The sequence below is a fragment of the Pseudooceanicola sp. genome (assembly GCF_029213205.1).
Taxonomy (GTDB): domain Bacteria; phylum Pseudomonadota; class Alphaproteobacteria; order Rhodobacterales; family Rhodobacteraceae; genus Pseudooceanicola.
The window spans coordinates 116690-131953 of sequence record NZ_JARGNH010000005.1 but is presented as its reverse complement, the minus strand read 5'-3'; the positions used below and the strand labels follow the sequence as shown (position 1 = coordinate 131953).

The following is a 15264-nucleotide window of genomic DNA, read 5'->3' as shown; positions in this document are numbered from 1 at the left end:
TTTGGCCTCCAAAAAGGTATCGGTCGCCTGGGTTTCGAACTTGGTCATCTGTCTCACTCCGCCGCGATGGCCTTGGCCGGTTTCGGCTTGGCCCCATGTTCATATTCCTCGAGGAAATCGAGCACCTCTTGCCGGTAGGCGTAGTAATCCGGGTGCTCGAGCAATGCCTTGCGGCTGCGCGGACGCGGCAGGTCGACCTCGGTGATCTTGCCGATGGTGGCCTGCGGCCCGTTGGTCATCATCACCACCCGGTCGGCCAGGAGGATCGCCTCGTCCACGTCATGGGTGACGCAGATCGCGGTGACCTTGGTGTGGTCCCACACCTCCATCAGCACCTCCTGCAATTCCCAGCGGGTCAGGCTGTCGAGCATGCCAAAAGGTTCGTCGAGCAACAGCAGCTTGGGCGACAGGGCAAAGGCCCGCGCGATCCCGACTCGCTGTTTCATGCCGTTCGACATATCGACGGCGGGGCGGTCCATCGCGTCACCCAGTCCGACCCGTTCCAGGTAATACTCGATCACATCCTTACGCTCAGCCTGGCTGGCCTTGGGATAGACCTTGGCCACTCCGATCGCGACATTCTCTTTGGCGGTGAGCCAGGGGAACAGGTTCGGCGACTGGAACACCACAGCCCGTTCGGGATTGGCATCCTTGACGACATAACCGTCCAGTTTGATCACCCCTTTCGAGATCTCGTTCAACCCGGCGGCCATCGTCAAAACCGTGGATTTGCCACAGCCGGAATGACCGATCAGCGAGACAAACTCGCCTCGATTGAGCTTGAGGTTGAAATCCTCGACCACGGTCAGCGGGCCCTTGGGCGTCGGGTAGATCTTGTGAATTTCCGAGAAGGTCAGAAACCGTTCGCCGATCAGCCCCTCCTGCGTCTTGGCCACCGCCGCCGGGATCGAATGCATCGGTTTGATTGTCGGCAATTGCCGGGTGCCTTCGACTTTGGCCTCGATTCCGACATCCATCAGATAGGTGGTGACCTGTGCCCGCAGCGCCTTGAACGCCGGATCGTGGTTCATCGTGCTGCGGTCGCGCGGTCGCGGCAGCGATACCTTGACCGGCGCACCCAGGGTGCCATCCGGGTTCAGCGGCACGATCCGGTCGGCCAGCAGGATCGCCTCGTCGACATCATTGGTGATCAGGATGCAGGTCTTCTTGTCCTGCTCCCAGATCTCCAGGATCTCATCCGCCAGATTGGCCCGGGTCAACGCGTCCAAAGCGCTGAGCGGCTCATCCAGCAGCAGCATCTCCGGCTCCATCGCCAGCGCCCGCGCCACCGACACCCTTTGCCGCATGCCGCCGGACAATTCCGCCGGTCGTCGGCTGGCGGCATGGCTGAGCCCGACCATCTGGATGTAATGATCCGCCTTGGCCGCTTTTTTCGCCCTGGACAGCTTCGGGTGCACCGCGTCGATGGCCAGCATCACATTGCCCAGCACCGTCAGCCAGGGCATCAGCGAATAGCTCTGGAACACCAACCCGCGCTCCGGCCCCGGCCCCTCGATCGGCTTGCCGCGAAAGGTGACGCGTCCCTTGTCGGGGGCTTCCAGACCGGCAATCAGGTTCATCAGGGTCGATTTACCGCTGCCGGAAAACCCGAGGATGGCGACAAATTCACCCTCAGTCACGTCCAGCGAAATCCCTTTCAGAACCTCGGACCGGTTCAAACCCGCGCCAAACCCTTTGGACACATTTTCGAATTTCAGAATGCTCATCCCGCTCACCTGTTGTTCGAAAAGGTGAAGAGCGATTGCAGCGCGAGCATCACCCGATCCAGCAAGAAGCCGATGATCCCGATGGTGAACACCGCCACCATGATCCTGGCCAGCGACGACGACGATCCGTTCTGGAACTCGTCCCAGACGAATTTGCCCAGGCCTGGGTTCTGCGCCAGCATCTCGGCGGCGATCAACACCATCCAGCCGACGCCCAGGGACAGCCGCAGCCCGGTAAAGATCAGCGGCAGCGCCGAGGGCAGCACCAGCTTGGTGATCTTCGACCAGATGCCCATTTTCAGCACTTTCGAGACGCTGATCAGATCCTTGTCGATGCTGGCGACGCCCAGCGCGGTGTTGATCAGGGTCGGCCAGAGCGAACAAAGCGTGACGGTGATCGCCGAGACCAGAAAGCTCTTGGAAAACAGCCCGTCGTTGGTCGCATAGACCGCCGAGACGATCATTGTGACGATCGGCAGCCAGGCCAGCGGCGACACCGGTTTGAAGATCTGGATCAGCGGGTTCAGCGCGGCATTTGCGGTCGGCGACAGCCCGGCCATGATCCCCAGCGGCACCGCCACGATGGTGGCGACCAGAAAGCCAAAGAACACCGTCTTGATCGAGGTCCATATCTGTTCGTAGTAGCTCGGCGCGCCGGTATAGGCGACGTTTTTGACCTGATCCGCCTTGCCCGCCGCGATCAGCTTTTCATTGCGCTTGTCGACCATCGCATCGAACTTGGCCTTCTTGACCGCTTTGGCCTGCGCATCCTGGTGCAGGTTCACCGCCTCGACCCAGACCTTGGCCGGTCCTGGCACCGCACCCAGAGAGGTCTGCACCTTGGGTGCCAAGATCCCCCACATCAGCAGGAACGCACCAATCGCGATCAGCGGCACCGCCAGCAGCCGCCAAATGTCTTTCATCTGCGCCCGCGGATTGTCCCCGGCGACGGCCTTGAGGATCGGGGTGACCCAGGCCAGGCCCAGCACCCGAAACCAGGCATCCGCCTTGTTGATGCGGGTGAAGCGGCGGGCGCGGCGCGCCTCGCGGGCGGCCTCACCGGTGAATTCGGGATCGACGGTGGTCATTATCTCTGCTCCGTAACCTGTCGCGCGCGCCCCTCACCCAACCTTCTCCCCGAGAGGAGAGGGCAAGGGCGGCGCGCTTGAATTGGGCGGCTCCCTCTCCCCGGCGGGGGAGAGGGCCGGGGTGAGGGGGCGCTCAGCCCCGGACCTCGGTGCCGACGACTTTCTGTGCGCCCTTCAGCCCGATCGGCAGACTGTCGAGATAGGCGTTGGGGGATTTGCCGTCATAGGCGATGCCGTCGATGATATCGGCAGCCGGGGTCGGCGCCTTGTAGCCATCGCTGTCCCAGGGAAAATCCGCCACCTGGGCCAGGCCCTCATCGACCAGCAGCCGCGCCGCCTCAAGGTAGATGTCCGGGCGATAGACCGATTTGGCGACCTCGGCGTACCAGGTGTCCGACTTGGCCTCACCGATCTGACCCCAGCGACGCATCTGGGTCAGATACCAAACCGCGTCCGAATAGAACGGGTAGGTGGCGTTGTAGCGAAAGAACACGTTGAAATCCGGCACTTCGCGGGTGTCGCCCTTTTCGTATTCAAAGGTGCCGGTCATCGAATTGGCGATCACCTCGGCATCGGCGCCGACATATTCCGGACGGCTCAGGATCTCGACGGCCTCGGGCCGGTTGGCATTGTCGTTTTCGTCCAGCCAGATCGCCGCCCGGATCAGCGCCTTGACCACGGCCTTGGTGGTGTTGGGATAGGTCTCCGAAAATTCGGCGGTGATCCCGAACACCTTTTCGGGGTTGTTCTTCCACAGCTCGTAATCGGTAACCACCGGCACCCCGATGCCCTTGAACACCGCCTGCTGGTTCCAGGGTTCGCCGACGCAGTAGCCATAGATCGTCCCGGCTTCGAGCGTCGCCGGCATCTGCGGCGGCGGCGTCACCGACAGCAGCACTTCGGCGCCGATCTGGCCGCTGGTGTTGTCGTCGGAATAGAACCCCGGATGCAGACCACCGGCGGCCAGCCAATAGCGCAGCTCGTAATTATGGGTAGAGACCGGGAACACCATGCCCATGTTAAAGGGCTTGCCCTCGGCGTTGTATTTCGCAACCACAGGTGCCAGCGCTTCGGCGGAAATCGGGTGCTGCGGGCGACCGTCCGCCATCACCGGGATGTTCGGTTTCATCTCGGCCCAGACCTCATTCGACACGGTGATGCCATTGCCGTTCAGGTCCATCGAAAACGGGGTGATGATATGCGCCTCGGTGCCGAAACCAATGGTCGCGGCCAACGGCTGCCCGGCCAGCATATGCGCGCCGTCCAGCTTGCCGTCGATCACACCATCCAGCAGCACCTTCCAGTTGGCCTGCGCCTCAAGCGTGACGAACAACCCTTCGTCGAGGAAATAGCCCTGCTCATAAGCCACCGCCAGCGGCGCCATATCGGTGAGCTTGATAAAGCCAAAGGTCAGCTCGTCCTTTTCCAGCTCCAGCGGGGCGGCAAAGGCCGCGCCGGTCAGGCTGGTGCCGGTTGCGAGGGCGAGGAGAAGGTTCTTTAACATGTCTGTCCCTTTCGAATCTGGCCCGGTGACCGGGCAAAAGAAAAAAGCCGCTGACCTGCCCCACCGGCCTATGCGGTGGAGGGTCGAGCGGCTTTGCTCAGGAAAATCCCAGTCTGCGGGAATGTCTCGGCGACGGGCGTCGTTGCCTGTCGGTGTCTTGACTATTCCAATGCCCGGCGGCGCGGTCCAATTGAATCTGGCCGATTCACCGAACACTGCTGCGTTGCCGCATGAATCTCGCTGCAACTGCACCTTTTTTGGGCGTTACTCGGCAGAGGGCTCAAACACGCGGCCATCAAAGAACCGATCCGGCTGCAACAGCATCTGCCCGGAGCGCGCGGCAAAGGCCGATTCCTGCGACAGCGCGCCTTCGATCTTGAGCGAGGCACCGGGCAGGTCCGCGCCGGTGCCGATCAGCGCCTTGCGATAGAGGTCACTGCGAAACACCGCTCGGGCGCTGCGCGCCGCATGGTCTCGGTCAAACCCGGTGCGTGCCGCCAATTGTCGGCCGATCCATTCGCCCTGCGACCGCCAGGGGAAATTCGCAGCGCCACGGTGAAATTCCAGAAACCCGTTGACCTGACGTTCTTCTCCGGCCTGCGAGATCACCAGCCGCCCGGACAGGGCGCGGTCGATCACCTCGGGCGACAGGCCCAGATAGGCCGGGCGGCCCAGCAATTCCGCCGCCAAGGTGCGCGAGGCGGGATCCGACAGCCAGCGCCCCGCCCGCCAGACTGCGCGGATCAGGGGTGACAGCAGCGCGGTTTCCTGTTCCGCCCAGTCCGAGCGCACCGCCAAAACCTTTTCCGGGGCAAAGGCCCAGATCGCCGAACAGGGCAGCAACAGCGCCCCTGCCGCCTCTTCTACCGCCATTGATCCCCAGGGTTCGCCAACGCAAAACGCATCGACCTCGCCGGCCTTCAGCGCCTGCACCATCAGCGGTGGCGGCACTGTGCGGATGACCACGTTCTGCGGCGCCGGCAGGCCCAGCGCGGTCAGCCAGTAATAGACCAGTTCGGCATGCATCGAGAACGGGAACGGCACCCCGATCCGCAGGACGCCATTGCTGGCGGCGATCAGCGCCTCACCGGCGGCGCGGGCATCGCCAAAGGCGAAGTCATGGCCGAGGTCGCGCAGCCGGTGTTCCAGCCCGCGACTGACCCCGATCACATTGCCATTCACCGACAGCACCGAGGCAGCGGCGAGCGGCACCCCGGCCCCGCCCAGCCCCATCGCGGCCGCCACCGGCACCGGCGCCAGCATATGCGCCGCATCGACCTGACCAAAGCTCAGCAGGTCGCGCAGGCTGGACCAGGACGGCGCCTTGCGCAGAACCAGCGCAATCCCCTCTTCGGCGGCAAAGCCCATCTCATGCGCCACGATCAGCGGTGCCGCATCGACCAGCGGGATGAACCCGACCGACAGGTTTATGGTCCTCATGACAGCAACCCGGCGCTGGAGACCAGCGCCTCGGCGACATCGGCCAGCCGCTTGTTCTGGTTCATCGCTGCCTTGCGCAGCAGGGCATAGGCCTCGTCCTCACCAACGCCGCGCGCCTTCATGATCATCCCCTTGGCCCGGTCGATCAGCTTGCGTTCTTCCAGCGCCTTCTTGGTTTCGGCCAGTTCGGTGCGCATTCTCTGAAACATCCGGAACCGGGCAATCGCCGCATCCAGGATCGGCTTGACCCGCGCCGGTTTCATCCCGTCCACCACATAGGCCGACACCCCGGCCTCGATCGCGGCGGCGGACAGCCCGGCGTCGGACCGGTCGACAAACATCGCCACCGGCCGATCCAGCGGCCCCGAGGCCAGAGTCATTTCCTCTAGCACATCGCGGGATGGGTTGGTCAGGTCGATCAGCACGATATCGGGCTGCCGATGTTCCACCTGCCGGGCAAGGCTGGAGGGTTCGGAGACGACGTGAATGTCAAAATCCCCGGCCTCGCGCAGGCTGTCCACGATCTGCATGGCGCGGTCGCGGTCAGCCTCGACAATCGTGATCGAGATCGTGTTCGGCATAAGCAGCGATCACCATTCCCGCCGGGGGAAGTAAAGCCATAGCGCGTCAGGCGTGGCTGTTGAGCGCCCCGACCTGCCCGGAATTCACGCGGAGTGATTAATGTTTTGGCAGATCCTGCGGCGCGGCGGCGTCCAAGGTCATCTGGACCTCATCGCGACAGGGCGCCACCGCGCCCCGATGGCGGATCGACAACGCCGCAACCTGAGCAGCATAGCCCATCGCATCCTTCAGCGTCGCGCGGGCGATCCCAGCCAGATCGGCCTTGCCACGGATCCCCAGCTCGCCCAGCCGGACCAGCAGACCGGCGGCAAAGATATCGCCAGCGCCAATCGTGTCGACCACCGGACCGGGAACCGCGGCAACCGCGACCTGCCAATCCCGCGCAAACCCAACGGCCCCCGCCGCGCCGCGGGTGATGACCACCAGTGTCGCGCCGAGACGGCGCAACGCATCCGCCTGCGCCGCGATGCCGGTGAGATCCGGGAACAGCCAGTCCAGATCATCGCCCGAGGCTTTGGCGATATCCGCCAGCGCCAGCAGCCGCAGCAACCGGGCGCGATAACCGGCCTCATCGCCGATAAGCCCGGGACGGATATTCGGATCGACCACCAGCAGATGGCGCGCCGCCATACGCACAGCAAAGCGGGCATAGGTATCGGCACCGGGTTCACCGATCAGACTGATGCCACCGAAATAAAGACAGGTCACCTCTGCCGGAATCAGTGGCATATCGGCATCGCAAATCATCCGCCCGGCGGAATTCTCATCATGGAATTCATAGCGTGCCTGGCCCTGGTCCAGATGCGCAAAGGCCAGCGTTGTTGGCCGGTCCGAGCGGATCAGCAGATCGGTGCCAACCCCGGCCTCGATCAGCGCCGCCTCCAACCGGACACCGAAGCTGTCACGCGACAGCCCGGTCAGCATCGCCACCCCGGCCCCGAGCCTTGCCAGCGCAATCGCAGTGTTGAACACCGACCCGCCAGGCAGCGGCACAAACCCCGTCTCGCCCGCGGCCGACTCGGCCGGAACCATGTCGATCAACGCCTCACCGCAGCACAATATCATCGCCCACCCCCATCCTCGCATCAGCGCCCTCACCCGCGCGAGTCCAGGCTGACGGTTTCACCGAAGCCGCGCAACCACGCTTGCCCGGCCGGCATTGCGCCATTTCCGCTTGACGCCTCAGGGTGGTTGGCATATCCGACGCATCGCTTGGCGGAGTAGCTCAGTTGGTTAGAGCAGCGGAATCATAATCCGCGTGTCGGGGGTTCAAGTCCCTCCTCCGCTACCAAATTTTCCCAAGAAAAATCTTGTTTCTGCACCAGAGCAGTCTCAACAGATCTCGATGATGACGCCATCCACGTTGCTGTGGCCCGGTGTCGGCTTGCCTCAGCCTGATGGCGACTTCAGTGCAAGCACAGCTTGCCGCGCGAAGGGACGGGAGATCCCTGCGCATCAGCACCGAAACCCGGCCCTCTGTTCAGGCAATGCGCAACGGCGCTGGGTGTCGATTCGTCCGCAGGGACAATCTGATCTCAGCTGCCGTGCAGGATGCCCTGGACAAAGCCGAGATCGGCGGCGCTTTCAAGCAACCAGAGCCGGTCAAGCAGCTGCTGCGCGCGCGGACGGTCGGTAACGGTCGCCGCCAGCTCGTGGTACTTTTCCATCAGCTGCTGATCGCTGAGCGGCAGTTCCGAATCGCCGATGCGATGCGGTTGCAGGTGATGCAGCACGGTGCCGTCGTTCAGCGTGATCGTGACATTGGCGGCACGTTGATGCGGGAACAGCGCATCGATTTCCGGGTCAAGTTGCACCGAAATGCGTGGCATCAATTGCCGCACGACCGGATCGCTCAACCGCGCGTCAGAATAGGCATCCAGACGGATGCTGCCATGCACCAACCCGCTGGCGACGATGAACGGCAGGCAGAACTTTGCGGCGCCCGGCGTATCCGCGATCTGGTTGCCGGTGACGTTCACAGTGGCCGAATAGCCACCAACCGCGATCGAGTCGATGTCCGACGCTGCAAATCCGTGGCGGTCCTGCAATGCCAACGCACCGTCCAGGGCTGGAAAGATATGGCCACAGCAGCCATGGTTCTTCACGCTCATGCGGGTGATGTTGTAGCTTTGGTCGGGCGCGAGGATCGTGCTCCAATCGACATGTCCGGCCATGGCCGCACCAAAGCCGACATCGCTTTCAAAAATATCGGCAGGCGCAAGCACCCCGCCCCGTGCCAGAGCGACCGCGATATGCGCGGCATCTGCGGCATGGCCGGCGTGCAACGGTTTGATGTCGGAATTGCCACGAAACGCCGCTTGAAGACCTGCGGCCATGGTGACGCAGGTGGAAATCGCATGCTGCATTCGAGATGAGTCCAGGCAATGCAACATGGCGACCGCACTTGTCGCCCCAATGGTGCCGATGGTGCCGGTGTTGTGCCAGAACCGATAGTGATCCGGCCCCATACATTCACCGATCCGTGTCGAGACCTCGTAGCCCGCGATCACCGCGTTCAGAAAGTCGCGCCCGCTGCAATTCAATCCCTGAGCCGAAGCGAGAGCGGCCGCGATCACCGGACTGCCGGGGTGATAGATCGCGGGGGCAAAGATGTCGTCAAATTCAACCGAATGCGACGCGATACCGTTGATCAGGGCCGCGGTGCGCATCGGCGCCTTGAGGCCGGAAAGCGTATAGGCCCCGCCATGGCCGATCTCATCCGTCAATCCACTTTCCAGCGCCTTTGCGGGCTTGTCGACCGATCCGGGAAACGTGGCGGCAAACCAATCAATGACGCAGCGCTTGGCGGCATGAAGCACCTCTTGCGGCTGGTTTCCCGCGCGTTGCTCTATTGCAAGCTGTGCGCAGGCCCCGGAGACCGTGGTGGGCAGCGGCGGCGTCGAACCATTGTTGGCTGTTGTAGGCATCACTAAGACCTCGTCAAATTTCCCTGGATCGTTGATGTCACATCGAACCGGCTGTTGTATCGATCAATGGCGTCACAATACCCCGATTAGATCATCCGATCTTGATCAGCGCGTCGAGCAAGACCGTACCTTGACCCTCTGCACGGATAAGCACCGGGTTGATCTCGGCCTCCTGCACGCGGTCATTTATGGCAAGCAGCGACACCCGGGCGACGGCCTGCGCCAGCGCCTCAAGATCGCCGGGCGGCAGGCCGCGATACCCGCGCAGCGGGGCGAAACCGTTGATGTCACCAACCATTTCGCGTGCGATGTCCAGGGACACCGGGGCCGGACGAACGCTGCTGTCGCGATAGATCTCGGTCATCACGCCACCAGCGGCCAGAGTCACCACCGGGCCGACCAATGGATCACGGGTCACGCCGATCAGGGCTTCGCCAAGGCCCACACACATTTCCTGTATCAAGATACCTTTCAGACAATAGCCCGGGGCGTGACCTTCGGCCGAGGCTTTCATCCGCGCGATGGCAGCGGACACGGCGGCGGCATCCGCCAAACTGACCGCGATCGCACCGGCCTCGGTTTTGTGCGGCAGATCGGGCGACACCAGCTTGGCAACGACCGGATAGGCAAATGGCAGATCGCCCGGCCCGGCAGCATCCGGTTCCAGGACCACGGCGCGGGGGCCGTTGACGCCAAGCGCGGCGTATAGCTGAGCCGACGTGACCTCATCCAGCACCCCGGACGCCGCCTGAGCCAGGAGACCGGTGACAGAGGACGGGAGGACCTCTGTCACCGGCGGCGCGGGTGGACGGGCACGCATCATCGATGCAACGCCCTCCGCCGCGCTTTCGACCGACCCAAAGGCCGCAACCCCGCCTGCTGACAGCAGGGCAAGGCTTTCCGGCGCATGGGGCAAGGGAACGACGACGACCGGCGCGGCGCCCTCGGGCGCGGCAGCAAGGGCGTCGAGGATGGGTTTCACCGCGAGTTCGGGGTTGAACTGCGCCGAGGATCCGACGGCAACGACCAGCATGCCAGTGTCGGGGTCGGTCATCAACGTCTCAACCACGGCGCGCATCGAGGCATAATTCGTCCCGGCCATGGTGACGTCGACCAGCTTGCCATGGCCCAGGGGAATGCCTTGCGGTTCCAGGACGGACCGGGCTGCATCGCTGCATCCGGCGATGGCGATGCCACGGGCGCTGATCTGGTCGAGCACCGTCGCCCCGCCGCCGCCAGTGGTAGAGAGCACGGTGACCGAGCGCGGACGTTCGGGCCGGATCTGGGCGCGCGCCATAGCGCCGGGGGCGTCGATCAACGCATCGAGGTTACCAACCTGCGCGATGCCGAGACTATCGAGCAGCGCCCCGACCGCCTCGGTCGATCCGGTCAATGCGCCGGTATGTGAAACGGCCAGCGCCTGACCCTCGGCGGATTGGCCGATCATGTAGGCGACGATGGGTTTGCCGCGCGCATGGGCGGCACGGGCAAAGGTCGACAGCGCGGCGGTGTCACGCACCGTTTCCAGGAACAGGGCAAAAGCGTCGGTTTCAGGATCGTCCAGCAGAAGCTGGCCCAGGGTGCCGACATTGGCCCCGGCCTCGTTCCCGACCGAAATCATCGATGAAAAGCCGACGCCCCGAGCCGCCCCACGCGAGCCCAGCATGCCGATCATCGAACCGGATTGCGACAGCACGGCAGTGCGGCCAGGCAGCAGTGTCTCGGCGGCAAAAGCGGCATTCGAAGTGCAGGAAAAACCCGAACCCACATTCACCACGCCGGTAGAATTCGGACCGATCAGCAGAATCCCGGCCTCTTGCGCGACAGCGGTGATCCGGTCCTGCCGGGCGCGGCCCTCGGGGCCGGCCTCGGCAAAGCCGTCGGCCAGCATCGAGACGACCTTGACCCCCTTCGCAGCGCAATCGTCCAGCGCCGCCATGCCCAATTCGGCATCCAGCAGAATATAGGCATGATCGATCGGGCCCTCGATGTCGCGCACCGATTTGACGGCGGGCACGCCGAGCACGGTGTCGCGACCCGGGTTTACCGGGACAACGCGGCCCTTGAAACCATGCTGCGCAAGAAACCGTTGCGGGCGCGAGGTCAGGCGCGCGACATTGTCAGAGGCCCCGACAAGCGCGACGGTGGCAGGGCGCAGAAGCGCTTCGAGCAAGGGATTTGTCATGTCAGAACCTTATCCCGCTGCCGTCGCTTCGGGGGCGCGCTGCGCGAAGCGGCGCTCGAAAATGCCCTCGGCGATGCGGTTCTTGAGGATCTCGGTGGATCCCCCGGCGATCATCCAACCACGGGTACGGCGCAGACAATATTGCACAGTGCTGTCCTCGGAAAACCCGAGCCCGCCCATGATCTGCAAGGCTTCGTTGGCGGCGAACCAGCCGGCCTCGTTACAGGCGAGTTTTGCCAGGGCGGTGTCCTGCGCCGAGGGCAAGCCGTCCTTGGCATTCGCGGCGGCGCGCATCAGCATCAATTGCGCCGAGGTCAGCCTCAGCTCCATCTCGGCGAATTTCCATTGCAGGCCCTGGAACTCACACAGGGCGCGGCCAAACTGCTTGCGGGTCAACGCATGCTCGCGGGCAACATTGAAGGCATGGCGGCCGACCGACACGGCGCGGGACGAGTTGCCCAGCCGTTCGACGTTGAATCCCGAGATCTGCTTCTTGAACCCACCCGGTCCCAGCAGGACGTCATCCTTGTGGATGCGGCAATCCTCGAAATAGACCTGCGCCCATTGCTCGCCGTTCATGAAGGAGGTCGGTTTGCCGACGATCAGGCCCGGCGTGCCCTTTTCGATCAGCACAGATCCGATGCCGCCGGTGCCGGGGCCAAAGCGAACATAGATAAGGTAAAGGTCGGCCTCGGGGCTGTGGGTGCCAAAGACCTTGGTGCCGTTGATGATGTAGTGATCGCCGTCCTGCACCGCCGAGGTGGTCAATTCCGTCACCGCCGAGCCCGCTCCGGGTTCGGACATGCCGAGCGAGATCACCGCGTCGCCAGTCATCAGCGGCTTGAGATATTTCTCTTTCTGCGCCGGGGTGGCGTATTCGTAAAAGGTGCGGATCGGGCCGAAATTGCCGGCCTGCACCACGTCGGCGCTACGCGGACAGGACAGGGCGACACCCTGAATGGCCAGGATCGCCTCGATCAGCGAGCCACCGGCGCCGCCGTCTTTTTCGTCAAAGGTGATCCCGATCAGGCCCAGTTCGGCCGCGCGACGCGCGATGTCATGCGGGAATTGCGGTTGCATCGCGCGCTTGGCGGCATCTGCGGCCAGCTCCTTTTCGGCAAACCGGCGCACCGTGTCGTAGAACATCTGCTGGTCGTCACTGAGATTGAAATCCATGCCGGGAGGGTCCTTTCCTGTCGCTTGGCACGACGTTACACTGACTTGCGCTCAGCTTTGCCCCACGCATTTGTCGGATAAGGACAACCATCGTTTATGGATCAGCGTTACAAGAACCTTCCGCTCAACCCGCTCAGAGCCTTTGCGGTGGCCTCGCGCCAGCGCACATTCACTGCGGCTGCGCAGGAGATGGGGGTAAGTCAGGTGGCGATCAGCCGCCAGATCTCGATTCTAGAACGTTATCTGGGCATGCAATTGTTTGAACGCGGCGCCCGCTCGGTGCGGCTGACCGAGGCGGGGCGCGCCTTCGGACAGGAGGTGGCGGGGCTGTTCGACCAGATCGAGATGGCCACCCGCCGTGTTCTGTCGAACGAGCGCGAGAACACCATCAATCTGCGGATCTACCCAACCTTCGCGCATCACTGGCTGTTCCCCCGCCTGCGCCTGTTCATGCAGGATTTCCCGGACTACCGGATCCGGCTGGATACATCGGTGCTGCCGCTGGATTTTCGCGGCACCCATCTGGATGTCGCGCTGCAGCTGGGCCATGGCGCCTGGAAGGACGCCAAGGCGCGCAAGCTGTTCGAGGAGGTCGTGGATGTGGTCTGCAGCCCCGATTACCTGGAACGCCACGGGCCGATCAACACCGTCTCGGATCTTGAGGGTGCGGATCTGCTGCATTCCAAATATCGCCGCCGGGAATGGGAGCTCTGGGCCGAGGCGGCAGGCGCCGAAATCAATGCGCTGGAGGGGATGGAATTCGACACCTCCCTGCTGACCTATTCCGCGACCCGCCGTGGCTTTGGCCTGGCCGTCGGCCAGCTTGACCTGCTCGAGAGCGAACTCGCGGCAGGCGAACTTGTCCGACCGCTCAAGAAACCACATGTCACTGGCGCGGCCTTTTATGCCATCTGGCCGACAATGACCTCGGTCAGCACCAAGACCCGGCACTTCATCGACTGGCTGCTGGTCCAGTCCGGCGAAGCGCCGGAATTCTTTCGGCAATCCCGGCGCGTCAAGGCCGGTCAGGCGACATAGGCGAACTTGACGTTCTGGAACGCACGCAGGCCCTCGATCCCGCCTTCCTGGAACAACCCGCTGTCCTTGACCCCGCCGAACGGCGTTTCGGGCAATGAGACCCGCCAGCCGTTGCAGATGACGCTGCCCGCCTGAACGTCATTGACCGCCTTGTGGATCGTGTGGACGTTTTCGGAATGCACATAGGCGGCCAAGGCGAAGGGCAGGCAGTTGGCCTGGGCGATGGCTTCGTCATAGGTATCAAACGGCGCAAGCGCGGCGATCGGGCCGAAGGGTTCGACATTGGCGACCAGCGCATCCGGCGTCACATCGGCGATGACGGTCGGCGCATAGAAGAACCCCTCGCGGTCCAGCCGATTGCCGCCGGTGGTGACCTTCAGACCCCGCGTCTTGGCGTCGGTAATGAAGTCATCCATCGAGGCGATGCGGCGAGGATCGATCACCGGGCCCATCTTGACGTTTTCGTCAAATCCATCCCCCAGCGTATGGTCTTTCGCCAGATCCGTCAGTGCCTCGGTAAAGGCGGCGTAAACGCCACGCTGCACAAGGAACCGGGTGGGGCAGATGCAGATCTGACCGGAATTGCGGAACTTCGCCGCCACGGCGGTCTTCGCCAGCGCCTCGACATCGACATCATCAAAGATCAGCACCGGCGCATGGCCCCCAAGTTCCATGATCGGGCGTTTCATCTGGCTGACCGCCTTCGCGGCCAGAATCTTGCCGATCCGGGTCGAGCCGGTGAAGCTGATGCCCTTGATCTGCGGCGCGTCCAGCAGCCGGTCGGAAATATGCACCGCATCCCCGGTCAGGATCGACAGCGCGCCTTCGGGCAACCCGCAGTCGATGGCGATCCGCCCGATGGCGAGGGCGCAGGCCGGAACCTCCTCCGACGCCTTCAGGACAATCGAGCATCCGGCACCAAGCGCCCCGGCCATCTTGCGCGACGGCGTGATCAGCGGCGCATTCCACGACCCGAAGGCGGCAATCGGACCAAGCGGCTCGACCAGCACCATCTGCCGACCACCATCCTCGCGCGACGGGATGATTCGGCCATAGGCGCGTTTGCCCTCTTCGGCGGCCCATTCCCACATCCCGGCGGCCTGCTCGACCTCGCCCAGGGCCTCGGCCCAGGGTTTGCCCAGCTCCAGGGTCACCAGTTCAGCCAATGCCTCGCGCCGATCACGCATGGTGCGGGCGACCTCGTGCAGGATTCGGCCACGGGCATGGGCGGACATCGCCCGCCAGATGGCAAAACCTGACGCTGCCGCCGCCAGCGCCTTGTCAATATCAGCATCCGTGGCCTGGGCGTAGGAGCCGAGCACGGTGCCGGTCGTGGGGTCCATGACCTCTCCGGTTTGACGGTCGCCGGTGGGCAGCCATGCGCCAGCAATGATCTGGCCGGGCTCGGGATAGCGGGAATGCGCGTCGCTGCGTTTGGTCATAGTCTGCCTTTCTGGTTTCTTCGGCGGAACAATGCCCCGGGTGCTGGTCAGGTTCGACTTAACCGCGATCCGGTATGGCGAACTTCAGGTTAGGCATGGCCGCGCGTTGACTTCTTTCCTCTGCTGGTCGGGCGGGTAGCATCGCCGTGAAACCA

Annotated in this window: 11 protein-coding genes and 1 tRNA gene; 2 read left to right on the top strand and 10 right to left on the bottom strand. The window is 63.5% G+C overall.

Annotation, left to right across the window (positions count from 1 at the left end; all coding sequences use genetic code 11):
• Positions 1-53: 53 nt before the first annotated feature.
• The 6 genes from P1U48_RS06290 to P1U48_RS06265 form a co-directional block, all read right to left on the bottom strand.
• Positions 54-1727 (bottom strand): ABC transporter ATP-binding protein, encoded by a 1674-nt coding sequence (locus P1U48_RS06290; protein WP_301068088.1) that lies wholly within the window; start codon positions 1725-1727, stop codon positions 54-56.
• Between the two features lie 5 nt (positions 1728-1732).
• Positions 1733-2815: an ABC transporter permease gene (locus tag P1U48_RS06285; RefSeq protein WP_301068087.1), complete on the bottom strand. Its 1083-nt coding sequence runs from the start codon at positions 2813-2815 to the stop codon at positions 1733-1735.
• 133 nt (positions 2816-2948) lie between these two features.
• Positions 2949-4319: a CmpA/NrtA family ABC transporter substrate-binding protein gene (locus tag P1U48_RS06280; protein WP_301068086.1), complete on the bottom strand. Its 1371-nt coding sequence runs from the start codon at positions 4317-4319 to the stop codon at positions 2949-2951.
• A gap of 264 nt (positions 4320-4583) precedes the next feature.
• The gene (locus P1U48_RS06275; protein ID WP_301068085.1) at positions 4584-5759 is read right to left on the bottom strand and encodes an ABC transporter substrate-binding protein; all 1176 of its coding nucleotides are present in this window, start codon (positions 5757-5759) and stop codon (positions 4584-4586) included.
• Entirely contained in the window at positions 5756-6340 is a 585-nt protein-coding gene (locus P1U48_RS06270; RefSeq protein WP_301068083.1) for an ANTAR domain-containing protein, read from the bottom strand. The genes P1U48_RS06275 and P1U48_RS06270 overlap by 4 nt, the downstream gene beginning before the upstream one ends.
• A 97-nt stretch (positions 6341-6437) precedes the next feature.
• On the bottom strand, positions 6438-7406 hold the full coding sequence (locus P1U48_RS06265; protein WP_301068081.1) for a carbohydrate kinase: 969 nt from the start codon (positions 7404-7406) through the stop codon (positions 6438-6440).
• Positions 7407-7555: 149 nt separating this feature from the next.
• Here P1U48_RS06265 and P1U48_RS06260 point away from each other — a divergent pair.
• Positions 7556-7632 (top strand) — tRNA-Met (locus P1U48_RS06260).
• A 244-nt stretch (positions 7633-7876) separates the two neighbouring features.
• Here P1U48_RS06260 and P1U48_RS06255 read toward each other — a convergent pair.
• The 3 genes from P1U48_RS06255 to P1U48_RS06245 form a co-directional block, all read right to left on the bottom strand.
• On the bottom strand, positions 7877-9268 hold the full coding sequence (locus tag P1U48_RS06255; protein ID WP_301068079.1) for an MmgE/PrpD family protein: 1392 nt from the start codon (positions 9266-9268) through the stop codon (positions 7877-7879).
• 91 nt (positions 9269-9359) lie between these two features.
• Entirely contained in the window at positions 9360-11453 is a 2094-nt protein-coding gene (locus P1U48_RS06250) for an acetate--CoA ligase family protein (RefSeq protein ID WP_301068077.1), read from the bottom strand.
• Positions 11454-11462: 9 nt separating this feature from the next.
• The gene (locus tag P1U48_RS06245; protein ID WP_301068076.1) at positions 11463-12629 is read right to left on the bottom strand and encodes an acyl-CoA dehydrogenase family protein; all 1167 of its coding nucleotides are present in this window, start codon (positions 12627-12629) and stop codon (positions 11463-11465) included.
• Positions 12630-12725: 96 nt separating this feature from the next.
• Here P1U48_RS06245 and P1U48_RS06240 point away from each other — a divergent pair, with 96 nt between their 5' ends.
• Entirely contained in the window at positions 12726-13667 is a 942-nt protein-coding gene (locus P1U48_RS06240) for a LysR substrate-binding domain-containing protein (RefSeq protein ID WP_301068075.1), read from the top strand.
• On the opposite strand, the gene P1U48_RS06235 is transcribed toward P1U48_RS06240, so the two are convergent.
• The gene (locus P1U48_RS06235) at positions 13655-15109 is read right to left on the bottom strand and encodes an NAD-dependent succinate-semialdehyde dehydrogenase (RefSeq protein WP_301068073.1); all 1455 of its coding nucleotides are present in this window, start codon (positions 15107-15109) and stop codon (positions 13655-13657) included. The two genes, P1U48_RS06240 and P1U48_RS06235, sit on opposite strands and share 13 nt — an antisense overlap.
• Positions 15110-15264 lie beyond the last annotated feature (155 nt).